This window comes from Pseudomonas sp. Z1-29 (assembly GCF_051131995.1).
Taxonomy (GTDB): Bacteria; Pseudomonadota; Gammaproteobacteria; order Pseudomonadales; family Pseudomonadaceae; genus Aquipseudomonas.
In genome coordinates this window covers 1,652,689-1,679,102 of the sequence record NZ_CP071645.1, presented here as the reverse complement: position 1 = coordinate 1,679,102, position 26,414 = coordinate 1,652,689, and the positions used below count along the sequence as shown (strand labels likewise).

Below are 26,414 nucleotides of genomic sequence, written 5' to 3'. Positions count from 1 at the left end.
CTCGCTCATGTCGCGCTGGTTAACACGCACCGCCATGTTCATCGCCCTGCTGCTGACACTCACCGCTTGCAGCCGCGTCGGCCTGGCCTACCGCAACCTCGACCTGATCATCCCCTGGACCCTCAACGATTACCTGGAAATCAACGGCGAGCAGAAAGACTGGTTCAACGACCGCCTCAAGGAGCACCTGAGCTGGCATTGCACCACGCAGTTGCCCGGCTACCTGGATTGGCTCGATCGCCTCAAAACCATGGTGCAGACCGACCAGGTGACCGACGAGGCCCTGCAGCAACGCACCCGCGAAGCCAAGGCCGCGATCGCCGAAACCGCCCGGGAAATCACCCCATCGGCCACCGAACTGTTACAAGGCTTGAGCGATGACCAGGTGGCCGACATGGACGCCGCCTTCATCAAGGATCAACGCAAACGCCAGCGGGACTACCTCAAGCCGACCTTGCAACAGCAGATCAAGGAACGCGCCGAGCGCATGGAGAAACGTCTGAACGACTGGATCGGCCCACTCAACGACGCCCAGCGCCAACGCGTACAAGCCTGGTCCACCGCGCTTGGCGACCAGAACCAGCAATGGATCGCTAACCGCGCCCACTGGCAGAACCAGTTCAGCGAAGCCGTCGCCCAGCGCCACAGCCCCGACTTCCCGAAACGCATCGAGCAATTACTGGTGAACCGCGAAAGCCTGTGGACGCCCGCCTACCGCGAGGCCTACGACAAAACCGAAGCCCAGGCCCGCAGCCTGTTGGTGGACCTGATGGCACAGAGCACCCCGACGCAGCGTGAACAGCTGTTGAAGAAGATTGACGGGGTGAAGAAGGATTTCAGCGATCTGAAGTGCCTGAAAGCAGCACGCCCGTAACTTCCACCACAAATCCCCTTGTGGGAGCGAGCCTGCTCGCGAAAGCGGCCTGACGGTCAAACATAAGTTGCCTGTCAGATGGCTTTCGCGAGCAGGCTCGCTCCCACAGGAGAATGGGTGAATCCATCAGGCAATTTGCGCCTTCGAAGCCAGATCATCAAAAGTAAACTCATCCAGCGCATCTTCCTGCTCATCCAGCACCTGGCGCGGATGATCATTGCCCGGGATGCTGCTGTCGATCAGGCTCAACAACCGCGAGCCACGGGGCGTCAGCACAAAATTCTCGCCATTGCCGCCCTTTTCCTCTGGCCGCGGTTCGATGTAACCCCGCTCCAGCAGCAGTTTTTCATACTCTCCGGCAACCGCTTTCAGATGATCGAGGTTCTCGATGTCCTCGCCCTGAGCCGCCTTTTCCGCCGCGTACTGCTCCGCATAGGGCCGAGGGGTAAAACTGTGGCCGGCGCCATTTTGCACTTCGTGCAGCAACCGTTCGATCAAGTCCCAGTTATAAGTCGTCATCCTGGTCCATCCTCTAGAGAGTGAGATGCCTACTCAATTTGTGACCGAGGCGGTGCGGCGCCGTTCAGCCGGGTTTACCGGCGGCGTCTTTCCCATGCCGACCAACGGTTTGTCGAATCCGCCGGCCGCCAAACGACTAGCCGTTGCAATCGCCGATCAATGAGTCTCTGAGGAGAAGCCCCATGAACATCGAGTCCCATCAGGTCGTCTCGCGGGAAGCCTGGCTCGCCGCCCGCCGCGAACACCTCGCCCACGAGAAAGCGTTCACCCGCGAACGGGACAAACTCAGCGCCGAACGCCGCGCGCTGCCCTGGGTAAAAATCGAAAAACCCTACCGCTTCCAAGGCCCCCACGGCGAACTGAGCCTGGCCGACCTGTTCGGCGGCCGCAGCCAACTGATCATCTACCACTTCATGTTCGGCCCCGGCTGGACCGAGGGCTGCCAGGGCTGCTCGTTCCTGTCCGACCACATCGACGGCGCCAACCAACACCTGGCCCACCACGACGTCGCCGTCGTGGCCGTCTCCCACGCCCCGTTCGCCGAATTCCAGCCGTTCAAACGGCGCATGGGCTGGGCCTTCGACTGGGTCTCATCGGCAGGCTGCGACTTCAACCACGACTTCGGCGTCAGCTTCAACGCCGGAGACAGCGCCGCTGAAACAGCGACCTACAACTACGAAAAAACCGACAGCGCCGAAAGCGAACTCCCAGGCCTGAGCGTTTTCTATCGCAACGAAGCCGGCGACATCTTCCACACCTACTCCACCTACGCCCGCGGCCTCGACATCCTGGTCGGCACCTACAACTACCTCGACCTCACGCCGAAAGGCCGCAACGAAGTCGAAATCATGGAATGGGTGCGCCACCACGATAAATACCAGGAAGCCAAGCCCCACAGCTGCTGCCACGGCTGAAGCGCCAACCCGCCCAGTCGAGCGCGAACCCCGTGGCGAGGGAGCTTGCTCCCGCTCGACTGCGCAGCAGGCGCCTGCTTTAAGCCGAAAGATGCCAGGCGAAACGCCCTACTTGAAGCTCGAAAAACGGCCAAATGAACTTTCCCTGGCAGCCCGGCCTCAACCGTTTACCTGCCCAACAAAGGAATACGAGGCCCGAGCCATGAAAAACCTCATCCAACTCACCCTCGCCGCCACCCTCACCTGCGCCCTGCCCGCCTGGGCGACTTGCACGCCCGAAGAAGCGACCATCAAGCGCGAGCAACTGGCGGATAAGGTGACCAAGCTCACCGAACAGGATCCGGCCAAGGCCAAGGAAATGAATGAAGAATTGCAGGCGATGAACCTGGAAACGTCCAGCAAGGACGTACCGGACAAATGCCAACTGATCGATAAGCGCCTGAAGGAGCTTGAAGAGGCGCAGAACAAGGCCGAGTAATCGGCCTGGCGCGGATAGGAAAGGACTGCCCAGGCCGGCCTGGCGTCGCCCGGTCAATTCGCCGCGAGGCCGAGCGCAACCTCGGGCTGGGCCAACCTCAGGAACCGGATCAAGGCTTCGCGTTGCGCCAGGGCATCCTGTCGCCCCAGCTCGATCAGTTCGCTGCAATAACCTTTCTCGAACAACAGATAACTCAATACACTGGCACCGCTGGTCTTGGTCGCACCCGGCCCACGCAAAAATACCCGCAACGCTCGGGGCAGCTCCTGGCGATGGCGCGCGGCAATTTCGTCGATCGGCTGGCTTGGGGAAATCACCAGCACCTCCACCGGTGCCGCGCCGAGGGCGTGGGCCGGCACATCGTCTGGCAGCATGTGGCTGAATCTGTTCAGGCGCTCAAGCAGCTCGATGTCGCTTTCCAGGCTGTCGATGAACGTGCTGTTGAGCATGTGCCCGCCGATCTGCGCCAGGGTCGGTTGCAGGCCGGTGTAGCTGCGCTCCAGCGGATCCTGGGCCGACACGCCGCGCGGGTTGCCGCTGACGCCGATGACCAGCACGCGGTTGGCCCCCAGGTGCAGGGCCGGGCTGATGGGTGCCGATTGGCGCACCGCGCCGTCGCCGAAATATTGCGGGCCGATCTTCACCGGCGCGAACAGCAGGGGAATCGCCGAGCTGGCGAGCAGGTGTTCCACCGACAGTTGCGTGGGCACACCGATACGCCGATGACGCAGCCAGGCGTCGATGGTGCCGCGGCCCTGATAGAAGGTCACCGCCTGGCCAGATTCGTAGCCAAAGGCAGTGACCGCCACAGCGCGCAATTGGTGCTCGGCAATCGCCTGCTCGATACCCGCGCCATGGAATTGCGCCTGGAGCAGTTCGCGCAGCGGCGAACTGTCGATCAGCGCCACCGGCAGCTTGGCTCCCAGGCCGAGCAAGCTATGGCCGATGAACCGCGTCGCTTGGCCCATGACCCCGCGCCAGTCGCTGCGCATCACCTGGTGGCTGCGCACGGTTTGCCAGAAGGCCGTCAGGCGTTCGATGGCGGTCTTGAAGTCCATCGCCCCGCTCGCCAGGCTGACCGCATTGATCGCACCGGCAGAGGTACCGACAATCACCGGAAACGGGTTCCGACCGCCGTCCGGCAGCAACTCGGCAATCGCTGCCAATACACCGACCTGATACGCCGCTCGAGCCCCGCCGCCGGAAAGAATCAAACCTGTTACCGGTTCAGCTGGGGTCATCGCGATACTCCGTGTCCAGTCATAGGGCTATATGATCAACCGCGTTTATCGTACAGCTTCGGCTCGCCGGGCGGCCGGGTCTTGAAGCGCCGGTGGGCCCAGAGGTATTGCTCGGGACACTGGCTTACCGAGCGCTCGACCCATTGGTTGATGCGCAGGCAATCAGCCTCTTCGGTCTCGCCGGGAAAATCCTCCAGCGGCGCCTGGATCACCAGACGATAGCCGCTGCCATCGGCCAGGCGCTCCTGAACGAACGGCACGACCAGTGCCTTGCCCAGGCGCGCGAACTTGCTGGTCGCGGTGACCGTCGCCGCCTGGATGCCGAACAGCGGCACGAACACGCTTTGCTTGGCACCGTAGTCCTGATCCGGTGCGTACCAGATTGCCCGGCCGGCGCGCAGCAACTTGAGCATGCCGCGCACGTCATCACGTTCTACCGCCAGGGAATCGAGGTTATGCCGTTCGCGGCCACGGCGCTGGATATAGTCGAACAACGGGTTCTTGTGCTCGCGATACATGCCGTCGATGGTGTGCTGCTGGCCGAGCAGCGCCGCGCCGATTTCCAGCGTGGTGAAATGCAGCGCCATCAGGATCACGCCCTTACCGTCGCGCTGGGCCTGCTTGAGATGTTCCAGGCCTTCGACATGGGCCAGCTTCGCCAGCCGCGAACGCGACCACCACCAGCTCATGGCCATTTCGAAGAAGGCGATGCCGGTGGAGGCGAAGTTTTCCTTGAGCAGACGCTTGCGCTCAGCGGCGGATTTCTCGGGAAAACACAGCTCGAGATTGCGACTGGCGATGCGCCGTCGGTCGCCGGCCGCCCGGTACATCAATGTTCCCAAGGCGCGGCCGATCCGCAACAGCAGCGGATAAGGCAACTGGATGATCAGCCACAACAGCCCCAGGCCGCACCACAGCAGCCAGAAACGCGGATGAAAAAAAGCAGCTCGAAAACGCGGGCGATCCATTACAGCTTCCATTAATACCTGGGCCGCGCATTCTACATCGTTCGACCCGGCTTGCGGCTCGCGGACGATCTCGTTATAAGTCTCGGCACTTTTAGTGACAAGCCGTTGTACGCCGACCATGAGCCAAACCGAACCGCTAGACCAAGATCCCGTGTTCCAGCTGAAGGGCAGCATGCTCGCCATTACGGTGCTGGAGCTGGCCCGTAACGACCTGGAAGGCCTTGACCGGCAACTCGCGGCGAAAGTCGCCCAGGCGCCGAATTTTTTCAGCAATGCCCCGCTGGTACTGGCGCTGGACAAGCTGCCGGCCGGTGAGGGCTCGGTCGACTTGCCGGGGCTGATGCGCGTTTGCCGCCAGCATGGGCTGCGCACCCTGGCGATCCGCGCCAGCCGCATCGAAGACATCGCCGCCGCCATCGCCGTGGACATTCCGGTGCTGCCACCCTCCGGCGCCCGTGAACGCGTGCTGGAGCTGAGCCCGGCGGAACCGAAAAAACCGGAAAAACCGCCGGAGCCGACCATCAAGCCGACCCGTGTGATCACCTCGCCGGTGCGCGGCGGGCAGCAGATCTACGCCCAGGGCGGCGACCTGGTGGTGGTGTCCTCGGTCAGCCCGGGTGCGGAACTTCTCGCCGATGGCAACATCCATGTATACGGCCCGATGCGCGGCCGTGCGCTGGCCGGTGTCAAGGGTGACACCAAGGCAAGGATCTTCTGTCAGCAGTTGAGCGCTGAACTGGTCTCTATCGCCGGGCAATACAAGGTTTCCGAGGACTTGCGGCGCGACCCGTTATGGGGCGCCGGGGTCCAGGTCAGCCTGTCGGGCGACGTGTTGAACATCATTCGGCTTTAACGGATACTGCCGCATTTTCCAAGCATCTCTAAAACCTAGCGAAAACGGCTTGAATGACGTAGGAAAAAGGACCAGGCAGTGTTTACCCAAGGTAGACCCCGCCCGCATCCGATTCCAGCCAAGCCTGTCCAGTTGCAGCAGTTTTTCCAGAGATGTTTTTCAGGGGCTGACAAAGTCCTTTTTCCTTAGGGGTGAAACACCTTGGCCAAGATTCTCGTGGTTACATCCGGCAAGGGTGGTGTGGGTAAGACCACCACCAGCGCCGCTATCGGTACCGGCCTCGCCTTGCGCGGCCATAAAACAGTCATCGTCGACTTCGACGTCGGCCTGCGTAACCTCGACCTGATCATGGGTTGCGAGCGTCGCGTGGTCTATGACTTCGTCAACGTGGTCAATGGCGAAGCGAACCTGCAGCAGGCCCTGATCAAGGACAAGCGCCTTGAGAACCTCTACGTACTGGCCGCCAGCCAGACCCGCGACAAAGACGCGCTGACCCAGGAAGGCGTGGAAAAAGTCCTGATGCAACTCAAGGAAGACTTCGAATTCGTGGTCTGCGACTCCCCGGCCGGTATCGAGAAAGGTGCCCACCTGGCCATGTACTTCGCTGACGAAGCGATCGTCGTGACCAACCCGGAAGTCTCGTCGGTACGCGACTCCGATCGCATGCTCGGCCTGCTGGCAAGCAAATCCCGGCGCGCCGAGAACGGCGAGGAGCCGATCAAGGAGCACCTGCTGCTGACCCGCTACAACCCGCAACGCGTCAGCGACGGCGAAATGCTCGGCGTCGAAGACGTCAAGGAAATCCTCGCGGTGACCCTGCTGGGCGTGATCCCGGAATCCCAGGCGGTACTCAAGGCTTCGAACTCCGGCGTGCCGGTGATCCTTGACGACCAGAGCGACGCCGGCCAGGCGTACAGCGATGCGGTCGATCGTCTGCTGGGCAAAACCGTCGAGCATCGATTCCTCGACGTCACGAAGAAAGGTTTCTTCGAGCGCCTGTTTGGAGGTAGGTAATGAACCTTTTTGACTTCTTTCGTGCCAACAAAAAGCCAAGTACCGCCTCGGTCGCGAAAGAGCGTCTACAGATCATCGTGGCGCACGAACGCGGCCAACGCAGTACCCCGGACTACCTGCCTGCCTTGCAGAAGGAACTGGTGGAAGTGATCCGCAAGTACGTCAATATCGGCAACGATGACGTGCATGTCGCGCTGGAAAGCCAGGGCAGCTGCTCGATCCTGGAACTCAATATCACCCTGCCGGATCGCTGATCGACCCAGCAGGTGCCACGGCGGCTCGGGCCTTTCTCCCCCCTCACAGGACAAGGAGAAGGGTTCGAGCCGCCGTTGGCGTTTGTTACGAGACTGTTCAATGCCCCTGTCCAACATCCGCATAATCCATCAGGACGCCGCCGTACTGGTGGTCGACAAGCCGACCCTGCTGCTCTCCGTGCCTGGCCGGGCGGACGACAACAAAGATTGCCTGATCACCCGCCTGCAGGAAAACGGTTATCCGGAAGCGCGAATCGTGCACCGGCTGGATTGGGAAACGTCCGGCATTATCCTGCTGGCCCGTGACCCGGACACTCACCGCGAACTGTCCCGGCAATTTCATGATCGAGAAACCGAAAAAGCCTACACGGCATTGTGCTGGGGCCAACCGGAGCTGGACAGCGGCAGCATCGACCTGCCCTTGCGCTACGACCCGCCGACCAAGCCCCGCCATGTGGTCGATCACGAACAGGGCAAGCATGCCTTGACGTTCTGGCGTGTACTGGAGCGTTGCGGTGATTGGTGTCGGGTCGAATTGACGCCGATCACCGGGCGCTCGCATCAATTGCGCGTGCACATGCTCTCTATCGGCCATCCGCTGTTGGGCGACGGGCTCTATGCCCACCCGCAAGCCCTGGCCGCCTGGCCACGGCTGTGCCTGCACGCGAGCATGCTCAGCTTCACCCACCCGCAAAGCGGCGAGCGCCTGCGCTTCGAGTGCCCTGCACCGTTCTGAAAAACACCTCCGACACTGTGGCGAGGGAGCTTGCTCCCGCTGGGTTGCGAAGCGACCCCTTTTTTGGGCCTGCTGCGCAGTCCAGCGGGAGCAAGCTCCCTCGCCACAGTTCCGCCTGGAGTGCTCACCGACGCTGCTAATACGGTAAACTCCCGCCCATTGCTGTCTGGAGTTCTTTATGCGTGCACAGTTGAACCAGGGCCTGATCGATTTCCTCAAGGCCTCCCCCACCCCGTTCCATGCCACCGCCAGCCTTGCCCAGCGCCTGGAAGCGGCGGGTTACCAGCGTCTTGATGAGCGCGAAACCTGGGCCACCGAGGCCAATGGTCGTTATTACGTCACGCGCAACGATTCCTCTATCATTGCCTTCAAACTGGGCCGCAACTCACCGCTGCACGACGGCATCCGCCTGGTTGGCGCCCACACCGACAGCCCCTGCCTGCGGGTCAAGCCGCAGCCTGAACTGCAACGCCACGGGTTCTGGCAACTGGGCGTGGAAGTCTACGGCGGCGCACTGCTGGCGCCGTGGTTCGACCGCGACCTGTCCCTGGCCGGGCGGGTGACCTTCCGCCGTGACGGTAAGGTCGAGAGCCAGTTGATCGATTTCAAGGCGCCGATCGCCACGATCCCGAACCTGGCTATCCACCTCAACCGTGAAGCCAACCAGGGCTGGGCGATCAACCCGCAGAACGAACTGCCGCCGATCCTCGCGCAATTCGCCGGTGACGAACGCGTCGATTTCCGTGCCGTACTCACCGACCAGCTGGCGCGGGAACATGGCTTGAACGCCGACGTGGTGCTCGACTACGAGTTGAGCTTCTATGACACCCAAAGCGCAGCGGTCATCGGTTTGCACGGTGACTTCATCACCGGCGCGCGCCTGGACAACCTGCTGTCGTGTTACGCCGGCCTGCAAGCCTTGCTGACAGCCGACACCGAAGAAACCTGCGTGCTGGTGTGCAACGACCACGAAGAAGTCGGTTCCACCTCGGCGTGTGGCGCCGACGGTCCGATGCTCGAACAGACCCTGCGCCGCCTGCTGCCTGAAGGTGAAGAGTTCGTACGCACGATTCAGAAATCCCTGCTGGTTTCAGCGGACAATGCCCACGGCGTACACCCCAACTATGCCGACAAGCACGACGCCAACCACGGCCCCAAGCTCAACGCCGGCCCGGTGATCAAGGTCAACAGCAACCAGCGCTACGCCACCAACAGCGAAACCGCCGGGTTCTTCCGCCATCTGTGCATGGCCGAGGAAGTGCCGGTGCAGAGCTTCGTGGTGCGCAGCGACATGGGTTGCGGCTCGACCATCGGCCCGATCACCGCCAGCCAGCTGGGCGTACGCACGGTCGACATCGGCCTGCCAACCTTCGCCATGCATTCGATCCGCGAGCTCTGCGGCAGCCACGACCTGGCGCACCTGGTGAAAGTGCTGAGCGCTTTCTACGCGTCTCGCGAATTGCCGTAACCGCCCCGAAGGCATGATGCCCCTTGTGGCGAGGGGATTTATCCCCGTTGGGTTGCGCAGCAACCCCCTACGTCCTACCGGATAATCGCGGCGCCTGGTGGATTCTGGGGCTGCTTCGCAGCCCAGCGGGGATAAATCCCCTCGCCACAACTGTGCCCGCCTCAAATTCCGGGGAGGCCGTGACCCACATCAGCCCACCCCAGCCAAACCCCAACTAGACTGACCTTATCCCCCCGACAAGGCTGTCGCCATGATCTCCATGACCTCGTTCAACGCCATGCTGGTGCCCATCATCGCCGGCATGATCCTGCTCGCCATCGGCTTCAATTTCCGCGACAAGAACGTCGGGGTGTTTGCCATGTGGATCGGCATGTTGCTGATTCTCGTCACGGTACTGTTCAGGATCCTGGCCAAGCTCAACGACGTCTCCTGAACGCGCCTCAGGCCGACTGTTCCGGCACGTCCACCCCGACATGGATCGCATCGTGGCGCCAGAACTCCAGGTCGCAGTCGATCAGCCGCTGATGCTGATCATAGTTGACGCGGGCAATCCGCAGGCCGGGGCTGCCCACCGACACTTTTAGCGCCGCCGCGGCTTCCGGCTGTAGCGATGTCGGCACGATTTCGAATTTCACCCGGCCGTAGCGCAGGTCGTAGTGGCGGGCGTAAAGCTCGGTCATCGACTGGTTGAGATCGAATTCGAGGATGTCCGGGAAGTAGGCGGGATTCAGGTAGTGCTCGACGTACAGCACCAGGCGTTCGTCGATGCGCCGGGTGCGGCAGATCTGGATGACGCTGGACAGCGCCGGCAATTGCAGCCAGGCACAGACCGCCGCCGACGCGGGTTGCAGGCGGGCCGAGATCACCTGGGTCGACGGCACTCGTCCCTGGGCACTGACCATCGCGTGGAAATGACTGCGCTGCATCAGGTTGTAGGCCAGCCGTGGTGGCGACACGAACCAGCCCCGGCGCTCCTCCCGGTAGATCTGGCCCTGGGCTTCGAGCTGCAACAGCGCCTCGCGCACGGTAATCCGGGTGGTGCCGAACAGTTCGCTGAGCTTGCGCTCGGCCGGCAACTTGCTACCAGGCGCCAGCAAGCCGTGATCGAGCTGCTCCTGCAGGACCTGCCCGATGGTTGTCACCGCTTTGGTTGTCTCAACGCGCATCAACGTTACCTATCTGGACTAGACCAGCACTGTTTCGGGGCAGGATTCGATCGCACATCAATCCACGACTCATGCCTGCAAGCCTAGGCACTGCGCATGACTGATAGATGACACAACCGCTGAACGGTCAACACATCGGCTTGCAAATTAACGGCCAAGGCCTTGCAGATCAGCTGCTTACTCATGGTCTACGCTTATGACGCAGCGACGCTTCATGAGCCCGACGATTGCTGGCGAACCTTGCATCGACATCAAAATGTCATGGGACGCGCCTACATTGGCTCAGGTATTGCTGACCTAGACCAACACCATCGCAATCGCAGCGTTGAAAACGCCCATAGGAGCTTCGGATGAAACAGCTTTTCCTGGCATCACTGTTAGGCTCGACCATTGCCATGTGCACCGCCGCCATGGCCGCTGATACCGATCTGAAAACATTGGAAGCCGCTGCGAAAGCGGAAGGCGCCGTCAACAGCGTCGGCATGCCCGATGACTGGGCAAACTGGAAAGGCACCTGGGACGACCTGGCCAGACTCTATGGCTTGAAGCACATCGACACCGACATGAGCTCGGCCCAGGAAATCGCCAAGTTCGCCGCCGAGAAGGACAACGCCAGCGCCGACATCGGCGACGTCGGTGCCGCCTTCGGCCCGATCGCGGTCAAGCAAGGCGTGGTCCAGCCTTACAAACCAAGCACCTGGGAACAGATCCCGGACTGGGCCAAGGACAAGGACGGCAACTGGGCCCTGGCCTACACCGGCACCATTGCGTTCATCGTCAACAAGAAACTGCTGCACGGCTCCGAAGTGCCGACCAAATGGGCCGACCTGAAGACCGGCAAGTACAAAGTCTCCATCGGTGACGTGAGCACCGCCGCCCAGGCCGCCAACGGCGTGCTGGCTGCGGCCCTGGCCAATGGTGGCGACGAGAAGAACATTAAACCGGCCCTGCTGTTGTTCGCCGATATCGCCAAGCAAGGCCGCCTGTCCATGGCCAACCCGACCATCGCCACGATGGAAAAAGGTGAAGTCGAAGTCGGCGTGGTCTGGGACTTCAACGGCCTGAGCTACAAGGCCAAGATGGCCAGCCCGGATGACTACGTCGTGCTGATTCCGTCCGACGGCTCGGTGATCTCCGGCTACACCACCATCATCAACAAATACGCCAAGCACCCGAACGCCGCCAAGCTGACCCGAGAATACATCTTCAGCGACGCCGGCCAGATCAACCTGGCCAAGGGCAACGCCCGGCCGATCCGCGCCGAGCACCTGAAACTGCCGGAAGAAGTCCAGGCCAAGCTGCTGCCGAACGAGCAGTACAAAGGCGTGACGCCGATCAAGGATGCCGACGCGTGGGAGAAGACCTCCAAGGCGCTGCCGCAGCACTGGAATGAAGAAGTCATCGTCGAGATGAAGTGAGGCGCTAGCTCCCGCTTGGAGATCCGACAGAAATCCAATTGTGGGGGCAGGTCCTGTGGGAGCGAGCCTGCTCGCGAAGACGGTGGCACAGCCAACACCTGTGCCAATTGACCCGCCGCCTTCGCGAGCAGGCTCGCTCCCACAGGGGCCCGCTCCCACAATCGACCTGTGGAAAATTCGAGTTATCTGGTATCTGCCCGGAGTTCCGGTCCCATGAAGCACAACGTCATCCTGGTGGTGCTCGACGGCCTCAACTACGAAGTCGCCCGGCATACCATGGGACATTTGCAAGCGTATGTCGGCGCAGGACGCGCGGCGCTCTACACACTGGAATGTGAACTACCCGCCTTGTCCCGCCCACTCTACGAATGCATCCTCACCGGCGTCGTGCCCATCGCCAGCGGGATCGTGCACAACAATGTCTCGCGCCTGTCGAACCAGCGCAGCATTTTCCATTACGCCACCGACGCCGGCCTGAGTACGGCGGCTGCGGCCTATCACTGGGTCAGCGAGCTGTACAACGTGTCACCCTTCGTCGCCGGTCGTGATCGCCATACCGAAAACCCCGACCTGCCGATTCAATACGGACATTTCTACTGGAATGACCACTACCCGGACTCACATCTGTTCGCCGACGCCGAACACCTGCGCCAGCGCTACCTGCCGAATTTCCTGCTGGTGCACCCGATGAACATCGACGATGCCGGTCACAAGCACGGCCTCGACACCCCGCAGTACCGCAACAGCGCCCGCTCGGCGGACATCAACCTGGCGGTTTATCTGCAAGCCTGGCTCGACGCCGGTTATCAGGTGCTGGTGACTTCCGACCATGGCATGAACAACGACCGCTCCCACAACGGCCTGCTACCGGAAGAACGGGAAGTGCCGCTGTTTGTCCTCGGCGATGGCTTCAGCCTTGACGCCAACGCGGCCCCTCGGCAAACCGAACTGTGCGGCACCATTTGCCAGCTGCTCGGGGTCGCCCACGACAAACCCTATTGCCAGGAGGTGCTCAAGTGAATGCCATGACGCGCGGCAAATGGCTGGCAGTGTTGTGCCTGGTGCCCTTCGCAATTTTTTTCATTGTGTTCCAGGTCGCCCCGCTGCTCTGGGTGCTGGTCAACAGCCTGGAATCGGAAGAGTTCGGCTGGGGCCTGGCCAACTTCAGCAAGATCTTCAGCTCGAAATTCTACCGACAGGCGATCCAGCACAGCCTGGAAATCAGTTTCTGGTCCAGCGTGTTCGGCATCGTCATCGCCGTGCTCGGCAGCTACTCCCTGCGCCGCGTCGATTCGCGGCTGCGCAATTTCGTCAACGCCTTCGCCAACATGACCAGCAACTTCGCCGGCGTGCCCCTGGCCTTCGCGTTCATCATCCTGCTGGGGTTCAACGGCAGCATCACGATCATGCTCAAGCAGGCGGGGATCATCGAGGATTTCAACCTGTATTCGAAAACCGGGCTGATCATTCTCTACACCTATTTCCAGATTCCCCTGGGCGTGCTGCTGCTTTACCCGGCCTTCGACGCGCTGCGCGAAGACTGGCGTGAGTCGGCGTCCCTGTTGGGCGCCAGCGGCTGGCAGTTCTGGCGGCACATCGGCTTGCCGGTGCTGACCCCGGCGCTGCTCGGCACGTTCGTGATCCTGCTGGCCAATGCCCTCGGCGCCTATGCCACGGTCTATGCGCTGACCACCGGTAATTTCAACGTCCTGCCAATTCGCATCGCGGCGATGGTTTCCGGCGATATTTCCCTCGACCCGAACATGGCCAGCGCCCTGGCCGTGGTGCTGGTGGCGTTGATGACCCTGGTGACCGTCATCCATCAGTTGCTGCTCAAGAGGAGCTACCATGTCTCGCGCTGAATCGGGCCCGGCTGGGTTCTATCATCGAGCGGTGGTGTACCTGCTGTTCGCCATCCTGCTGCTACCCCTCGCCGGCACGCTCATCTACTCCATCGCCAGCAGTTGGTCGGCCACCGTGCTGCCCAGCGGCTTCACCTTCAAGTGGTACTTGCAGCTGTGGAGCGACCCGCGCTTTCTACACGCCTTCGGCCAATCGCTGATTGTCTGCGTGGGCGCGCTGGTGCTCTCGGTGGTGCTGATCCTGCCGCTGCTGTTCGTGGTGCATTACCACTTCCCGAAACTCGACGCGCTGATGAACATCCTCATCCTGCTGCCCTTCGCGGTGCCGCCGGTGGTGTCTTCGGTGGGGTTGTTGCAGCTCTATGGCTCCGGGCCGCTGGCGATGGTCGGCACACCGTGGATCCTGATTGGCTGCTACTTCACCGTCGCCTTGCCGTTCATGTACCGGGCGATCACCAACAACCTGCAAGCGATCAACCTGCGCGACCTGATGGACGCCGCCCAACTGCTCGGCGCCAGCACTTTCCAGGCCGCGTTGCTGGTGGTGCTGCCGAACCTGCGCAAGGGCCTGATGGTGGCGCTACTGCTGTCCTTCTCGTTCCTGTTCGGCGAGTTCGTGTTTGCCAACATCCTCGTCGGCACCCGCTATGAAACCCTGCAGGTGTACCTGAACAACATGCGCAACAGCAGCGGCCATTTCACCAGTGCGCTGGTGATTTCCTACTTCTTCTTCGTACTGGTCCTGACCTGGGCGGCCAACATCTTGAACAAGGACAAAAGCCAATGAGCTACGTTAGCGTCCAACATTTGCAGAAAGGCTACGCCGGCACGCCGGTGTTCAGCGACATCAACTGCGAAATCCACAAGGGCGAATTCGTCACCCTGCTCGGCCCTTCCGGGTGCGGCAAGTCCACGCTGCTGCGCTGCATTGCCGGCCTGACAGCGGTGGATGCGGGCCAGATTCTGCTGGACGGCCAGGACATCGTGCCGCTGAGTCCGCAGAAGCGCGGGATCGGCATGGTCTTCCAGAGCTATGCGCTGTTCCCCAACATGACCGTCGAGCAGAACGTCGCCTTCGGCCTGCGCATGCAAAAGGTCGACGCTTCGGACAGTCGCCAGCGTGTGCTGGAGATTCTGCGACTGGTGGAGCTGCATGACTTTGCCGCCCGCTACCCGCATCAACTGTCCGGCGGCCAATGCCAGCGCGTGGCCCTGGCCCGCTCCCTGGTCACCCGGCCGCGCCTGTTGCTGCTGGACGAGCCGCTGTCGGCGCTGGACGCGCGGATTCGCAAGCACTTGCGCGAACAGATCCGTCAGATCCAGCGGGAACTGGGCCTGACCACCATCTTTGTCACACACGACCAGGAGGAAGCCCTGACCATGTCTGACCGGATCTTCCTGATGAATCAGGGAAAGATCGTACAGAGCGGCGATGCCGAGACCCTTTACACTGCGCCGGTCGATGTCTTTGCCGCCGGCTTCATCGGCAACTACAACCTGCTCGACGCCGACGCCGCGAGCAAGCTGCTGCAACGCCCGGTGAACGGTCGCATCGCCATTCGCCCGGAAGCCATCGAGCTGAGTCGCAACGGCGATCCCGACGCGCTGATCCGCAGCCACAGCCTGCTGGGTAACGTGATCCGCTACCGGGTCGAGGCCCGCGGCGTGGAACTGGTGGTGGATGTGCTCAACCGCTCGGCTGCCGACCTGCATCCCGATGGTGCACGGCTGGCACTTTCCATCGATCCATCGGCGCTGTGTGAGGTAGCCTGATGGTCTGGTTGATTTTGAAGATATCTTGAAAAGGGAAGCGCGTTGATGGCTCTGGCAATTTTTGATCTGGACGAAACCCTGATCCACGGCGACTGCGCCACCCTCTGGAGCGAGCAGATGGGGCGCCTGGGCTGGGTCGATCCCGAGTCGTTCATGCGCCGCAACAACGAACTGATGGACGCCTACAGCCACGGCAAGCTGCGCATGGAAGAGTACATGGACTTCAGCCTGGAACCGATGATCGGCCGCACGCCGGAAGAAATCGAACACCTGGTGGCGCCGTGGGTGGAAGACTTCATCGAACCGATCATCTTCAGCGACGCCACCAAGGCCATCGCCGAGCACCGCAAGGCCGGTGATCGGATCCTGGTGATCTCGGCCTCGGGCACGCACCTGGTCAAGCCGATCGCCGAGCGCCTGGGCATCGATGAGATCCTCGCGATCGAGCTGGACGTCGCCCATGGTGTGTACAGCGGTAAGACCGTGGGCACCCTGACCTATCGCGAAGGCAAGATTGCCCGACTGCTGGATTGGCTGGACGCCGAGGAAGAAAACCTGGAAGGCGCGAGTTTCTATTCCGACTCGCGCAATGACCTGCCGTTGCTGCTCAAGGTCGATCACCCGCACGTCGTGAACCCGGACCCGGTGCTAAAGGCCCACGCCGAATCGGCCGGCTGGCCGATTCATACCTGGAAATAGCCCGTTTCCCCTTGTGGGAGCGAGCCTGCTCGCGAAGACGGTGGCACAGCCAACACCTGTGCCAACTGCCCCTCCGCCTTCGCGAGCAGGCTCGCTCCCACAGGGTCTGTATCAGCTCAGGCTGTCATCGACCACCAGCACCAATTTCCCGGACACCTGATTGGTCGCCAGCTCGGCAAACGCCGCCTCGGCATCGCTGATCGCAAACGTCCTGGCCAATTGCGGGCTCAGGCGCTTGTCGGCGAACAACGGCCACACCTGCTGCCCCAACTCGGCGATCAGGTCGGCCTTGGACTGATCATTGCGACTGCGCAAAGTCGAGCCCAGCAACTGGATACGCTTGCCCAACACCTGGGCCAGATCGAGTTCGGTGGTGCGCCCGCCCATGAGTCCGATCAATACCCAGCGCCCGTCAACTGACAAAAGTTTCACGTTGAGGCTGGCGTAGTTCGCGCCGACCGGATCGAGGATCACGTCGAACGGCCCGAAGTCGTTCAGGCTGTTGATATCGTCGGTGCGCACCACACCGCCCTGGGCACCGAGCGCTTCGCAATAGGCCAGCCGCTCGGCCGAACCGACGCTGACCCAGCACGGGTTGCCGAACGCCTTGCACAGCTGGATCGCGGCCGAACCGACGCCGCTGGCGCCGGCGTGCAGCAGCACTTTTTCTCCCGGGCTGAGCCCGGCCAGCTGGAACAGATTCAGCCACGCGGTGGCGTAGACCTCAGGCAGCGCGGCGGCTTCGGCCAGTGACAGGCCTTCCGGCACAGGCAACACATGCCGACCATCGACCACCACTTCCTCGGCCATTGCGCCGCCTGCCAGCAATGCGCAAACCCGGTCGCCGACCTGCCAGGAGGAACCCGGCCCGACTTCACTGATCACCCCGGAACATTCCAGCCCCAACACCTGGCTGGCGCCGGGTGGCGGTGGATAATGCCCGGCTTTCTGCAACAAATCGGCCCGATTCAGGCCAGCGGCCGCTACACGGATGCGAACTTGCCCGGCATCACACGCCGGACTTGGCTCATCTGCCCATACCACTTGGCCTTCAACGCCTTGCAATGCTTTCACGGTGCCTCCATAGTGAGTCTCGACTGGGCCCGCTGCTGTAACAACGCCGGGCTTTCTTGCATTATGCGCCCGGGCCACATGGAACCGGCGACTTCAAAGACGGCCTAATATGCGTGATCAATTGTCCCTGCGTCGAATCAGCATGAAGCACTTTTTCCCCAGCACTGCACTTGCCCTCTTCATTGGCCTTGGCGCTTCAGCGCTCTCGAACACTGCGTTCGCGGCCAACAGCTGGGACAAGCTTCAGCCCGATCGCGACGAGGTGATCGCCAGCCTCAATGTGGTTGAGTTGCTCAAGCGCCATCACTACAGCAAGCCGCCACTCGATGACGCGCGCTCGGTCATCATCTATGACAGCTACCTGAAGCTGCTTGATCCGTCGCGCAGTTATTTCCTGGCTAGCGACATCGCCGAATTCGACAAGTGGAAGACCCAGTTCGACGACTTCCTCAAGAGCGGCGACCTCAACGCCGGGTTCATTATCTACAAGCGCTACCTGGACCGCGTCAAGGCGCGCCTGGACTACGCCCTTGCCGAGTTGAACAAGGGCGTCGACAAGATCGACTTCAATGCCAAGGAAACCTTGCTGGTCGACCGCAAGGACGCCGCATGGCTCAAGAGCACCGCCGAACTCGACGACCTGTGGCGCAAACGCGTCAAGGACGAAGTGTTGCGTATGAAGATCGCCGGCAAGGATCCCAAGCAGATCCAGGAAACCCTGACCAAGCGCTACAAGAATCAACTCGCGCGCCTGGACCAGACCCGTGCCGAGGACGTCTTCCAGGCCTATATCAATACCTTCGCGATGTCCTACGATCCGCACACCAATTATCTGTCGCCGGATAACGCGGAAAACTTCGACATCAACATGAGCCTGTCCCTGGAAGGCATCGGCGCGGTACTGCAGAGCGATAACGATCAGGTCAAGATCGTGCGCCTGGTGCCGGCGGGCCCTGCCGACAAGACCAAGCAGGTCGCCCCGGCGGACAAGATCATCGGCGTGGCCCAGGGCAACAAGGAAATGGTCGACGTGGTCGGCTGGCGCCTGGACGAAGTGGTCAAGCTGATCCGCGGCCCGAAAGGTTCGGTGGTCCGCCTGGAAGTCATCCCGGCCAGCAATGCGCCGAACGACCAGACCAGCAAAGTCGTATCCATTACCCGTGAAGCAGTGAAGCTGGAAGAACAGGCCGCGAAAAAATCGGTCCTCCAGCTCAAGCAGGACGGCAAGGACTACAAGCTCGGCATCATCGAGATCCCGGCTTTCTATCTGGACTTCAAGGCTTTCCGCGCCGGGGATCCGAACTACAAGAGCACCACGCGCGACGTCAAGAAACTGCTCACCGAACTGCAGAAGGAAAAGGTCGACGGCGTGGTCATCGACTTGCGCAACAACGGCGGCGGCTCGTTGCAGGAAGCCACCGAACTGACCAGCCTGTTCATCGACAAAGGCCCGACCGTGCTCGTGCGTAACGCCGATGGTCGGGTCGATGTGCTCGAGGACGAAAACCCCGGCGCGTTCTACAAGGGACCAATGGCCCTGCTGGTCAATCGCCTGTCGGCCTCGGCCTCGGAGATTTTCGCGGGCGCCATGCAGGACTACCACCGCGCGCTGATCATCGGCGGCCAGACGTTCGGCAAAGGCACCGTGCAGACCATCCAGCCACTGAACCACGGCGAACTGAAACTGACCCTGGCGAAGTTCTACCGCGTTTCCGGGCAGAGCACCCAGCATCAGGGCGTGCTGCCCGACATCGATTACCCGTCGATCATCGACACCAAGGAGATCGGCGAGAGCGCCCTGCCCGAAGCCATGCCGTGGGACACCATCCGGCCTGCAATCAAGCCGGCCGTGGACCCGTTCAAGCCGTACCTGGCCCAGCTGAAATCCGAGCATGACGCCCGCACCGCCCAAGACGCGGAGTTTGTGTTCATTCGCGACAAGCTGGCCCTGGCGCAGAAGTTGATGATGGAAAAAACCGTCACCCTCAACGAAGCCGAGCGCCGCGCGCAGCATGCCGACATCGAAGCCAAGCAACTGGCCATGGAAAACCTGCGTCGCAAGGCCAAGGGCGAGGAGCCGCTCAAAGAGCTGAAGAAGGAAGACGAAGACCTGATCACCGAGCCGGAAAAAACCAAGCCGGAAGACGACGCCTATCTGAGCGAAACCGGTCGGATCCTGCTCGATTACCTCAAGCTCAATACGGCGGTCGCCAAACATTGAGGTGATGGCCTTTTAATGGTGGTGCTCGTCGGAGTGTCATCAAACTGACATCAGTCTGTCGTGAAATACAGGACCGGGCGCACCCCACCAGGGGTTGTGCCCAGTCCTTTTTTTATCGCCAGAGATCGCCATGACCACGACAGAACAGCTGAGTGCCTTGAGCTCAATCCTGAGTCAAAGCGGTTTGCACAGCCTGTTCCAGCCGATCATCTGTCTTTCCGAACGACGCATCCTCGGCTATGAGGCCCTGACCCGCGGCCCGTCGAACAGCCCGCTGCACTCCCCCATCGCGTTATTGTCCGTGGCGCGCCAGGCCGGACGCCTCAGCGAACTGGAGCTGGCCTGCCGACGCAGCGCTTGCCAGCGCTTCAATGAACAGAAGCTGCCGGGAAAACTGTTCCTCAACGTCTCGCCAGAATCGCTGCTCGAATCGGCCCACCAGACCGGCCGCACCCTGCAGCTGTTACAGGACTTCGGCATTCCGCCCAGCCAGGTGGTTATCGAACTGACCGAACAAACGCCTATCGATGACTTCCAGCTGCTGCAAACCGCCCTGCATCACTATCGAGCCATGGGTTTTTCCATTGCCCTGGATGACCTTGGTGCCGGGTATTCAAGCTTGCGGCTGTGGTCCGAATTGCGACCTGACTACGTGAAGATCGACCGGCATTTCATCGATGGCATTCACCAGGACGCACTCAAGCGTGAATTCGTCGGTTCCATTCTCAAGATCGCCCAGGCTTCACGGGCCCAGGTGATCGCCGAAGGGATCGAATTGCCGGAAGAGCTCGCCGTGTTGATCGAAATGGGCGTCGACCTGGTCCAGGGCTACTTGCTCGCCCGGCCCCAGGAGCATCCATCCCAGGACGCCAAGGCGTTGATGCCCCGCCAGGACAGTGGCGTGGTGCCGCTGGGCGATGAGGTCAACGACCTCACTGCGCTGCTCAACGAACAACCGGCAGTCGCCCACGACACACCGACGGCAGCGGTACTGGAAGCGTTCCGGCGCCAGGCCAACCTCAATTCCCTGGCGGTGCTGGACGATCGCGACCAACCGTGCGGGATCGTCCATCGTCATTCGCTCTCGGATGCCCTGCTCAAGCCTTTCGCCACCGACCTGTTCGCTCGCAAGCCCATCAGCCGCCTGATGAGCGATGATTTCCTCGCGGTTGAACTGAGCCAGTCACTGCAACAAGTCAGCCGCCTCATCACCAGCCGCGCCCGCCAGCGCATCGAAGAAGACTTCATCATCACCCTCAACGGCGGCTACCTGGGCCTGGGCCGGGTGATCGACGTGCTCAAGCTCATCACGGAACTGAAGATCCAACAGGCGCGCTACGCCAACCCGCTGACTCTGCTGCCGGGCAACGTGCCCATCCAGCAGTGCCTTACGCGCCTGCTGCAGCAGCGCCAGGAGTCGGTGATCTGCTACGTCGACATCGACAGTTTCAAACCCTTCAACGACATCTACGGCTACGGTCGCGGTGACGAAGTCCTGCTGTGCCTGGCCCAATGCCTGAACGAACGCATTGACCCCAGCCGCGATTTCGTCGGCCACATCGGCGGCGACGACTTCCTGCTGGTCCTCGGCCCGGACGACTGGCGCAAGCGCCTGACCCAACTGCTGAGCGACTTCCAGAACCACTGCCGCCGCTTCTACCGGCCCGAGCATCTGGAAGCCGGATGTTTTACCGCGTTGAACCGACAGGGCATACGACAGGACTTCGCCTTGCTGTCGTTGTCGATCGGGGTGGTGCATCTGCGCGCCGAGGCCTGTGCAGAGCTGGATGCCAGCCAGTTGGCGGAAATGGCTTCGCAGGCCAAGCACCATGCCAAGGAGATCGTCGGGGGGAGTTTGTATTTGATTAACGGGCTGGTTGAGCAGGCGCCCGTGGCGGAGCTGGGTTTCTCAGCGTGAGCTTCAGGTGAAAACCCTGTGGGTGATAATCACGCTGTGAGTGGTGATCATCCCGTGGCGAGGGAGCTTGCTCCCGCTGGGCTGCGTAGCAGCCCCTCTGGGCAGCGCCTCGGTGTGCCTGCTTGATCGAGCAGACTGGTTTGGGGCGGCTTCGCCGCCCAGCGGGAGCAAGCTCCCTCGCCACGAAAAAAAACGATTTCAGGGTTTCTTGCTCTCGAGCGCCTTGAGCTTGATCTCGGCCAGCGGATGCCTGGCCTTCGCGGCCAAGGCCCACCAACGCGCCGCTTCGTCCGGATCCGGCGCCTTGGTGGTAGAGCCTGCCAGGCTGATGACGCCGACCTGGTAGGCGGCCTTGCCGTCACCGGCCAGCGCCGCCAGGCGGAGCAAGCGAATGCCTTCTTCCCGTGCGCCGAGCCCTTGGCCGCGAAACGTCAGGATATGCCCGTAGAAGCTCTGGGCGCCGACGTCGCCCAGGTTCGCCATGCGCGCAAACTGGCCTTCAAGCCAGGCCCAGCCGCGGGGCTGCCGAACCAGCCATGACCAACGGAACAATCGGCGCGCCAGCCAATAACCGGCCCGGGCCTTGATCCGCCAGAGCACTCAGGCCTCCGCCGATTCGGGGTACTCGTATTCGAACACCCGGACCACTTCCGACGCATGCCAGGATGCAGCGGCGACGCCGTCGGAGGGGCCGGAAAAGCGCCCGAGGCGTTCAACACATTCGAAAAAACCAGTGCGTGGCAGGCGACTGGCCCCTTGGCTGATCACCAACGAACTGCGCAATGGCTGTTCGGCCCGGGCGTCCAGCGCCGCCAGGTGTTCGAGTGCGGCGGTCAATGTCTGCATGGCCGGGCTGGGCAGCTGCAAGCGCTCCAGCAAGGCGCGGTACGTCAATAAATGGCGCTGGCGACGCGCCTGGTCCAACTCACCCAACAACCCGTCCCAATGTTGCCGACTGATGCGTACACTCACGATTCATCCCTCCAACCCGGCACCGTCAGTTCCCAGGCCAGACTGCGCTTGATCGCGGCATCGGGCTGACGCTCGCCGCTTTCGATCATGGCCAGATAAGACGGGCTGATGCCTACCGTGCGGGCCAGCGCCTCGATGGCGATGCCCTTCCCTTCGCGCAAACTGCGTAGTTGATCCAGGCCAGGGAGAACCTGGCCGGGTGCCGCCGCATGGCGGACCGTGGCTTCTTGCGGTGCTTGATTGATGCCGGCTGCCTTTAGCAGCGCCTGGTACTGATCCCACGGCAAAACCGCGTACTCGGGCTCTCCGTCGCGCGTGATTATTTGAATATCCATGATTACCCCGTAGGACAACGACACTTAGCGAGTAAGCTTTTTCTTGGAAGTGTAATCCTAATAGCAGCCAAGGTCGCGGGGCGATGAAATCTCGCAGGGAAACGGGCCAGGTCAGCTTTTCTTCGGCCCTTGCAGCTGGAGTTGTTCCGGGGTGTCGGGAAGCCTTTCAACCCGCGCGAGCTTCTCCGGCGACTGCTGTCCGCGCCAGGCGCGGAAGGCCCCCAGCTCGTCGTCGAGGGTTTTCATGATCCAGGCCAGCACCGCGATGTCGTCGAACATGCCTAGCATGGGCAGCAAGTCCGGGATCGCATCCAGCGGGCTGAGGAAATACATGAGGCCCGCCACCACCGAGAGCATCGATTTGGCACTCACGGCGCGGTATTCGCCCCGCCAGTAAGCCAGGCACAGAGCCTGCAGCAGACGCAGGTCCTCCTTGAGCTTGCCGAGGCGACCGCCCTCCCGGGCGCCCTTGCTGGCAACGGCGAACAGCAGCGTGGGCAATCTGCCGCGGGCCAGGAGCCGTCCCGCCAGGGGAAGAAATCGCGCGAAACTCCACGGGGCCTTCATTTTTTCTCCCACTGAAATGTTATCCACACAAATTGTGGATAACCTTGTGAACAGAGCTGCATTTCAACGCTGCGCCCCCCGTTTCATAAGGGCCGGGCTTAGATCGGGCGTTTTTTACTCACATAAATAAACGGCAACCACCTACCCGACGGGTCGACCGCATCCAGCACAGCGCTGTACTGCCTATGACTGTAGCTTGCCCTGCGCGTTCGGTTTTTTTGCCTCGTCGAATGCCAGATACAAAAACGCCCCGCATGAGCGAGGCGTTTTTATCAAGACAGGCGCAATTACTTGGCTGCGCCTTCTTTTGCCGGATCCTTGATTGCCAGCAGTTCCAGGTCGAATACCAGGACCGAGTTGGCAGGGATCGCCGGGCTCGGGCTCTGGGCGCCGTAGGCCAGGTCGCTCGGGATGTACAGCTTGTACTTCTCGCCGACGTGCATCAATTGCAGGCCTTCGACCCAACCCGGGATCACACCGCTGACCGGCAGGTCAATCGGGCTGCCACGCTCCACGGAGCTGTCGAACACAGTGCCGTTGGTCAGCTTGCCGGTGTAGTGAACGGTCACCACGTCGGTCGGCTTAGGCTGCGCGCCGCTGGCCTTCTTGACCACTTCGTACTGCAGGCCGGAAGCGGTGGTGGTAACGCCGGCCTTCTTGCCGTTTTCCTCAAGGAATTTCTTGCCGGCGGCTGCCGACTCTTCACTCATCTTGGCCATGCGCTCTTCGGCACGTTTTTGCAGCGCGGCAAAGGCTTCGACCAGTTCTTCGTCTTTCAGCTTCTGTTCTTTCTTGCCGACGGCATCTTCGATGCCCTGGGCGACTGCCTTGGAGTCCAGGTCATCCATACCTTCCTGAGCCAGGCTTTTGCCCATGTTCAGGCCGATACCGTAGGAAGCTTTCTGCGCCGGGGTTTTCAGCTCTACGCTGGTCTGCGAGTCACAACCCGCGAGTACCAGGCCAACCAGGGCTACCGCCGCCGCCAACCGATGCTGTTTCATGCTATTTCCTTGTTCATGCGCCTAAAGGGCAATCGAGTAAAGCCGCGAGCTTATCAGGCGGCCACGACCAATGGCTACCGGCATGTGAGCCACAAAGCGATGATAAGTTCAGGTCGGCAAACGCTTTTTGATCCTCGGCAGATGAAGCATCTGTCATCTGTTTCAGACACGGCCAGATCGGCCGCTACTCGTAGCGCGGGGTAATGGCCACTTGCCGGCCAAGCGGCGCTGAGGCATAAGGGCATATTAAAAAAACAAGGACGTAAACCGTGCGCCTCCTCTCTCGCCTTTTATTGCTGATCCTCGCGCTGGCCATCGTGGTCGTGGCCGTGGTGCTTTATTACGTGGCCAACCCGCGCCTGCCGGCCTACACGCCTGTCCAACAGGTGCACTACCTAGACCAATGGAGCGCCGCCGAGCGACAGACTTACTATTTCACGCCTCAGGGCACTCAGGTCAAAGGCCTGCGTTACGAGTGGTTCACCGCGCTTGAATTGCCGTTCTCGCAACAGCGCTTCGCTTCGCCGGAATACCTGGCGCGCTTCGGTTTTCTGGTCGATCCTGCGCAGAAAGCCACGCCACTGAACCCCGGCAACTTACCGGTGGGCTTCACCCGACACCAGAACGCCGGCAGTAACGAGCAATACCTCGACATTACCTGCGCCGCCTGCCACACCGGCGAATTGCATTTCAAGGGCCAGGCGATCCGGATCGATGGCGGCTCGGCCCAACACGTATTGCCATCGACTGTTCCGACATTGCGCGGCGGCAGTTTCGGACAGGCACTGGTGGCAAGTCTCGCCTCGACTTACTACAACCCATGGAAATTCGAACGCTTCGCCCGCCAGGTGCTGGGCAATGACTATGACGCTCGCCATGAAGAGTTGCGCAAGGCCTTCAAGGTTTCCCTGAATGCGTTCCTGCGCACCGCCTGGAACGACACCCATCGCGGTCTCTATCCCACCGAGGAAGGCCCGGGCCGTACCGACGCCTTTGGCCGTATCGCCAATGCCAGCTTTGGCGATGCCATTTCGGCAGAAAACTACCGGGTCGCCAACGCACCGGTGGATTACCCACAGTTGTGGGAAATGTGGACGTTCGACTGGGTACAGTGGAACGGTTCGGCGCAGCAGCCGATGGCCCGCAACGTCGGCGAGGCGCTGGGGGTTGGCGCCACGTTGAGTTTCTTCGATGCCCAGGGCAAGCCGCTGCAAGGCGATGCGCGCTATCCTTCCAGCGTGCGGGTGCGCGACCTGAACAAGATCGAAGAGACCTTGCAACTGCTCAAGCCACCCGTATGGCCGGAAGCGTTGCTGGGTTCGATTGACAAGCCCCTGGCGGCAAAGGGCAAGGCGTTGTTCGAAGAAAACTGCGCCGGCTGCCATGTGCCCAAAGTCGTCCAGGGCCCTGACCGGCCGGTGCAACAGTTGCATATGCTGCCAGTGAAGGTGATCGGCACGGACCCGGGCACCGCGAACAATATTGCCGATCACCGTTTCAACCTGACCAGCCTGCAATGGGACCCGGCCGAACTGGCGAAGCTGGAAGTGCAACTGCACCCTGCCCCGACAGAGCCGCTGGACCTCAGCCAGATCTCGGTCGCCAAGGGGCTGGCCTACGTCACCGCATTCGTCGAAAACCGCGCTTACCGGGATGCCGGCGTCACGCCGGTGGAACGTCCGGCGCTGGACGGTTTCGGGCTGCCCATCGGCGTCCGTGAATTACGCGCCTACAAGGCCCGGCCATTGGCCGGCGTGTGGGCAACACCGCCGTTCCTGCACAACGGCTCGGTGCCGACGATCTATGAGTTGCTGTCGCCGCAGGCCGAGCGGGCGACCACCTTCTATAAGGGCAGCTTCGAATACGACCCGCGGCACCTGGGCTATCGCACCGAAGCGTTTGCCAATGCCTTCCTGTTCGACACTCGCATCACTGGCAACCATAACAGCGGCCATGAATTCCGCGCCGGCGAACGGGGCAATGGGGTCATTGGCCGTTTGCTGCAGCCGCAGGAGCGCTGGGCGTTGCTGGAGTACTTGAAGGTGCTGGGCGGACCGCTGGAGTCGCAACTGTGATGATCAATCTTTCA

The 26,414-nt window shown here is 61.6% G+C and carries 29 protein-coding genes; 19 read left to right on the top strand and 10 right to left on the bottom strand.

Going from position 1 to position 26,414, the window contains the following annotated elements:
* The first annotated feature begins 7 nt into the window (after positions 1-7).
* Entirely contained in the window at positions 8-874 is an 867-nt protein-coding gene (locus J3P84_RS07865; RefSeq protein WP_434629134.1) for a DUF6279 family lipoprotein, read from the top strand.
* Between the two features lie 126 nt (positions 875-1,000).
* Here the strand turns inward: J3P84_RS07865 and J3P84_RS07860 are convergent, their stop codons facing one another.
* Positions 1,001-1,393: a transcriptional regulator gene (locus J3P84_RS07860; protein ID WP_434629132.1), complete on the bottom strand. Its 393-nt coding sequence runs from the start codon at positions 1,391-1,393 to the stop codon at positions 1,001-1,003.
* A gap of 25 nt (positions 1,394-1,418) precedes the next feature.
* Here J3P84_RS07860 and J3P84_RS07855 point away from each other — a divergent pair, with 25 nt between their 5' ends.
* The 3 genes from J3P84_RS07855 (at position 1,419) to J3P84_RS07845 (ending at position 2,785) form a co-directional block, all read left to right on the top strand.
* Positions 1,419-1,556, top strand: coding sequence for a hypothetical protein (locus J3P84_RS07855; RefSeq protein WP_434629130.1), 138 nt, complete (start codon positions 1,419-1,421; stop codon positions 1,554-1,556).
* Between the two features lie 19 nt (positions 1,557-1,575).
* The gene (locus tag J3P84_RS07850) at positions 1,576-2,307 is read left to right on the top strand and encodes a DUF899 domain-containing protein (RefSeq protein WP_434629128.1); all 732 of its coding nucleotides are present in this window, start codon (positions 1,576-1,578) and stop codon (positions 2,305-2,307) included.
* Positions 2,308-2,509: 202 nt separating this feature from the next.
* Entirely contained in the window at positions 2,510-2,785 is a 276-nt protein-coding gene (locus J3P84_RS07845; RefSeq protein ID WP_305499507.1) for a hypothetical protein, read from the top strand.
* Positions 2,786-2,838: 53 nt separating this feature from the next.
* On the opposite strand, the gene J3P84_RS07840 is transcribed toward J3P84_RS07845, so the two are convergent.
* Together J3P84_RS07840 and J3P84_RS07835 are read right to left on the bottom strand one after the other, a co-directional pair.
* Positions 2,839-4,026, bottom strand: a complete 1,188-nt coding sequence (locus J3P84_RS07840; protein WP_434629126.1) for a patatin-like phospholipase family protein — start codon at positions 4,024-4,026, stop codon at positions 2,839-2,841.
* 35 nt (positions 4,027-4,061) lie between these two features.
* On the bottom strand, positions 4,062-4,994 hold the full coding sequence (locus J3P84_RS07835) for a lipid A biosynthesis lauroyl acyltransferase (RefSeq protein ID WP_434629124.1): 933 nt from the start codon (positions 4,992-4,994) through the stop codon (positions 4,062-4,064).
* Positions 4,995-5,112: 118 nt separating this feature from the next.
* Here J3P84_RS07835 and minC point away from each other — a divergent pair, with 118 nt between their 5' ends.
* The 6 genes from minC (at position 5,113) to J3P84_RS07805 (ending at position 9,752) form a co-directional block, all read left to right on the top strand.
* The gene (minC, locus tag J3P84_RS07830; RefSeq protein WP_030142350.1) at positions 5,113-5,847 is read left to right on the top strand and encodes a septum site-determining protein MinC; all 735 of its coding nucleotides are present in this window, start codon (positions 5,113-5,115) and stop codon (positions 5,845-5,847) included.
* Positions 5,848-6,048: 201 nt separating this feature from the next.
* A complete protein-coding gene (minD, locus tag J3P84_RS07825) occupies positions 6,049-6,861 on the top strand; it encodes a septum site-determining protein MinD (protein ID WP_042728954.1) in 813 nt (270 codons plus the stop codon).
* A complete protein-coding gene (gene minE / locus J3P84_RS07820) occupies positions 6,861-7,115 on the top strand; it encodes a cell division topological specificity factor MinE (RefSeq protein ID WP_039594520.1) in 255 nt (84 codons plus the stop codon). The genes minD and minE overlap by 1 nt, the downstream gene beginning before the upstream one ends.
* 100 nt (positions 7,116-7,215) lie before the next feature.
* A complete protein-coding gene (locus J3P84_RS07815; protein ID WP_018612476.1) occupies positions 7,216-7,851 on the top strand; it encodes an RluA family pseudouridine synthase in 636 nt (211 codons plus the stop codon).
* A gap of 178 nt (positions 7,852-8,029) precedes the next feature.
* The gene (locus tag J3P84_RS07810; protein ID WP_434572499.1) at positions 8,030-9,319 is read left to right on the top strand and encodes a M18 family aminopeptidase; all 1,290 of its coding nucleotides are present in this window, start codon (positions 8,030-8,032) and stop codon (positions 9,317-9,319) included.
* Between the two features lie 250 nt (positions 9,320-9,569).
* Positions 9,570-9,752 carry a hypothetical protein gene (locus J3P84_RS07805; protein WP_305499501.1) on the top strand — a complete coding sequence of 61 codons (183 nt, stop codon included), beginning with the start codon at positions 9,570-9,572 and terminating at the stop codon, positions 9,750-9,752.
* A gap of 7 nt (positions 9,753-9,759) precedes the next feature.
* Here J3P84_RS07805 and J3P84_RS07800 read toward each other — a convergent pair whose 3' ends face one another.
* Complete coding sequence (locus J3P84_RS07800; RefSeq protein ID WP_434629121.1) at positions 9,760-10,485, bottom strand: UTRA domain-containing protein; 726 nt, start codon at positions 10,483-10,485, stop codon at positions 9,760-9,762.
* 350 nt (positions 10,486-10,835) lie between these two features.
* On the opposite strand from J3P84_RS07800, the gene J3P84_RS07795 reads away from it, so the two are divergent.
* From J3P84_RS07795 to J3P84_RS07770, 6 genes are all read left to right on the top strand, one after another.
* Positions 10,836-11,903: an ABC transporter substrate-binding protein gene (locus J3P84_RS07795; RefSeq protein WP_434629119.1), complete on the top strand. Its 1,068-nt coding sequence runs from the start codon at positions 10,836-10,838 to the stop codon at positions 11,901-11,903.
* A gap of 213 nt (positions 11,904-12,116) precedes the next feature.
* On the top strand, positions 12,117-12,923 hold the full coding sequence (locus tag J3P84_RS07790; protein WP_434629117.1) for an alkaline phosphatase family protein: 807 nt from the start codon (positions 12,117-12,119) through the stop codon (positions 12,921-12,923).
* Positions 12,924-12,928: 5 nt separating this feature from the next.
* Positions 12,929-13,765: an ABC transporter permease gene (locus tag J3P84_RS07785; protein ID WP_434631198.1), complete on the top strand. Its 837-nt coding sequence runs from the start codon at positions 12,929-12,931 to the stop codon at positions 13,763-13,765.
* Positions 13,752-14,552: an ABC transporter permease gene (locus J3P84_RS07780; protein WP_434572493.1), complete on the top strand. Its 801-nt coding sequence runs from the start codon at positions 13,752-13,754 to the stop codon at positions 14,550-14,552. The genes J3P84_RS07785 and J3P84_RS07780 overlap by 14 nt, the downstream gene beginning before the upstream one ends.
* Positions 14,549-15,538, top strand: coding sequence for an ABC transporter ATP-binding protein (locus J3P84_RS07775; RefSeq protein WP_434629114.1), 990 nt, complete (start codon positions 14,549-14,551; stop codon positions 15,536-15,538). The genes J3P84_RS07780 and J3P84_RS07775 overlap by 4 nt, the downstream gene beginning before the upstream one ends.
* 45 nt (positions 15,539-15,583) lie before the next feature.
* Positions 15,584-16,237: an HAD family hydrolase gene (locus J3P84_RS07770; RefSeq protein WP_434572490.1), complete on the top strand. Its 654-nt coding sequence runs from the start codon at positions 15,584-15,586 to the stop codon at positions 16,235-16,237.
* Between the two features lie 111 nt (positions 16,238-16,348).
* On the opposite strand, the gene J3P84_RS07765 is transcribed toward J3P84_RS07770, so the two are convergent.
* Positions 16,349-17,311: a zinc-binding dehydrogenase gene (locus J3P84_RS07765; RefSeq protein WP_434629112.1), complete on the bottom strand. Its 963-nt coding sequence runs from the start codon at positions 17,309-17,311 to the stop codon at positions 16,349-16,351.
* 142 nt (positions 17,312-17,453) lie between these two features.
* Between J3P84_RS07765 and J3P84_RS07760 the strand changes: the two genes are divergently transcribed.
* Both J3P84_RS07760 and J3P84_RS07755 read left to right on the top strand, forming a co-directional pair.
* The gene (locus tag J3P84_RS07760; protein ID WP_434605186.1) at positions 17,454-19,532 is read left to right on the top strand and encodes a carboxy terminal-processing peptidase; all 2,079 of its coding nucleotides are present in this window, start codon (positions 17,454-17,456) and stop codon (positions 19,530-19,532) included.
* A 130-nt stretch (positions 19,533-19,662) separates the two neighbouring features.
* Positions 19,663-21,450, top strand: a complete 1,788-nt coding sequence (locus J3P84_RS07755; RefSeq protein WP_434629110.1) for a bifunctional diguanylate cyclase/phosphodiesterase — start codon at positions 19,663-19,665, stop codon at positions 21,448-21,450.
* Between the two features lie 198 nt (positions 21,451-21,648).
* Here the strand turns inward: J3P84_RS07755 and J3P84_RS07750 are convergent, their stop codons facing one another.
* The 5 genes from J3P84_RS07750 to J3P84_RS07730 all read right to left on the bottom strand — a co-directional run bounded on the left by J3P84_RS07750 (position 21,649) and on the right by J3P84_RS07730 (position 24,325).
* Complete coding sequence (locus J3P84_RS07750; protein WP_434629108.1) at positions 21,649-22,050, bottom strand: sel1 repeat family protein; 402 nt, start codon at positions 22,048-22,050, stop codon at positions 21,649-21,651.
* Positions 22,051-22,422, bottom strand: coding sequence for a hypothetical protein (locus J3P84_RS07745; protein ID WP_003179080.1), 372 nt, complete (start codon positions 22,420-22,422; stop codon positions 22,051-22,053).
* Positions 22,419-22,757, bottom strand: coding sequence for a helix-turn-helix domain-containing protein (locus J3P84_RS07740; RefSeq protein ID WP_305499486.1), 339 nt, complete (start codon positions 22,755-22,757; stop codon positions 22,419-22,421). Before J3P84_RS07740 ends, J3P84_RS07745 begins: the two co-directional genes overlap by 4 nt.
* Positions 22,758-22,868: 111 nt before the next feature.
* The gene (locus tag J3P84_RS07735) at positions 22,869-23,324 is read right to left on the bottom strand and encodes a YkvA family protein (protein ID WP_434629105.1); all 456 of its coding nucleotides are present in this window, start codon (positions 23,322-23,324) and stop codon (positions 22,869-22,871) included.
* A 287-nt stretch (positions 23,325-23,611) separates the two neighbouring features.
* Entirely contained in the window at positions 23,612-24,325 is a 714-nt protein-coding gene (locus tag J3P84_RS07730) for an FKBP-type peptidyl-prolyl cis-trans isomerase (protein WP_305499483.1), read from the bottom strand.
* A gap of 269 nt (positions 24,326-24,594) precedes the next feature.
* Between J3P84_RS07730 and J3P84_RS07725 the strand changes: the two genes are divergently transcribed.
* Positions 24,595-26,400, top strand: a complete 1,806-nt coding sequence (locus J3P84_RS07725) for a di-heme-cytochrome C peroxidase (RefSeq protein ID WP_434629103.1) — start codon at positions 24,595-24,597, stop codon at positions 26,398-26,400.
* The last annotated feature ends 14 nt before the right edge of the window (positions 26,401-26,414 follow it).

Bases quoted from the DNA above. Each gene is read 5' to 3' on its own strand.
- J3P84_RS07865 (WP_434629134.1), top strand. From the start codon at position 8: ATGTCGCGCTGGTTAACACGCACCGCCATGTTCATCGCCCTGCTGCTG.
- J3P84_RS07860 (WP_434629132.1), bottom strand. From the start codon at position 1,393: ATGACGACTTATAACTGGGACTTGATCGAACGGTTGCTGCACGAAGTG.
- J3P84_RS07855 (WP_434629130.1), top strand. From the start codon at position 1,419: ATGCCTACTCAATTTGTGACCGAGGCGGTGCGGCGCCGTTCAGCCGGG.
- J3P84_RS07850 (WP_434629128.1), top strand. From the start codon at position 1,576: ATGAACATCGAGTCCCATCAGGTCGTCTCGCGGGAAGCCTGGCTCGCC.
- J3P84_RS07845 (WP_305499507.1), top strand. From the start codon at position 2,510: ATGAAAAACCTCATCCAACTCACCCTCGCCGCCACCCTCACCTGCGCC.
- J3P84_RS07840 (WP_434629126.1), bottom strand. From the start codon at position 4,026: ATGACCCCAGCTGAACCGGTAACAGGTTTGATTCTTTCCGGCGGCGGG.
- J3P84_RS07835 (WP_434629124.1), bottom strand. From the start codon at position 4,994: ATGGATCGCCCGCGTTTTCGAGCTGCTTTTTTTCATCCGCGTTTCTGG.
- minC (WP_030142350.1), top strand. From the start codon at position 5,113: ATGAGCCAAACCGAACCGCTAGACCAAGATCCCGTGTTCCAGCTGAAG.
- minE (WP_039594520.1), top strand. From the start codon at position 6,861: ATGAACCTTTTTGACTTCTTTCGTGCCAACAAAAAGCCAAGTACCGCC.
- J3P84_RS07815 (WP_018612476.1), top strand. From the start codon at position 7,216: ATGCCCCTGTCCAACATCCGCATAATCCATCAGGACGCCGCCGTACTG.
- J3P84_RS07810 (WP_434572499.1), top strand. From the start codon at position 8,030: ATGCGTGCACAGTTGAACCAGGGCCTGATCGATTTCCTCAAGGCCTCC.
- J3P84_RS07805 (WP_305499501.1), top strand. From the start codon at position 9,570: ATGATCTCCATGACCTCGTTCAACGCCATGCTGGTGCCCATCATCGCC.
- J3P84_RS07800 (WP_434629121.1), bottom strand. From the start codon at position 10,485: ATGCGCGTTGAGACAACCAAAGCGGTGACAACCATCGGGCAGGTCCTG.
- J3P84_RS07795 (WP_434629119.1), top strand. From the start codon at position 10,836: ATGAAACAGCTTTTCCTGGCATCACTGTTAGGCTCGACCATTGCCATG.
- J3P84_RS07790 (WP_434629117.1), top strand. From the start codon at position 12,117: ATGAAGCACAACGTCATCCTGGTGGTGCTCGACGGCCTCAACTACGAA.
- J3P84_RS07785 (WP_434631198.1), top strand. From the start codon at position 12,929: ATGACGCGCGGCAAATGGCTGGCAGTGTTGTGCCTGGTGCCCTTCGCA.
- J3P84_RS07780 (WP_434572493.1), top strand. From the start codon at position 13,752: ATGTCTCGCGCTGAATCGGGCCCGGCTGGGTTCTATCATCGAGCGGTG.
- J3P84_RS07775 (WP_434629114.1), top strand. From the start codon at position 14,549: ATGAGCTACGTTAGCGTCCAACATTTGCAGAAAGGCTACGCCGGCACG.
- J3P84_RS07770 (WP_434572490.1), top strand. From the start codon at position 15,584: ATGGCTCTGGCAATTTTTGATCTGGACGAAACCCTGATCCACGGCGAC.
- J3P84_RS07760 (WP_434605186.1), top strand. From the start codon at position 17,454: ATGAAGCACTTTTTCCCCAGCACTGCACTTGCCCTCTTCATTGGCCTT.
- J3P84_RS07755 (WP_434629110.1), top strand. From the start codon at position 19,663: ATGACCACGACAGAACAGCTGAGTGCCTTGAGCTCAATCCTGAGTCAA.
- J3P84_RS07740 (WP_305499486.1), bottom strand. From the start codon at position 22,757: ATGGATATTCAAATAATCACGCGCGACGGAGAGCCCGAGTACGCGGTT.
- J3P84_RS07735 (WP_434629105.1), bottom strand. From the start codon at position 23,324: ATGAAGGCCCCGTGGAGTTTCGCGCGATTTCTTCCCCTGGCGGGACGG.
- J3P84_RS07730 (WP_305499483.1), bottom strand. From the start codon at position 24,325: ATGAAACAGCATCGGTTGGCGGCGGCGGTAGCCCTGGTTGGCCTGGTA.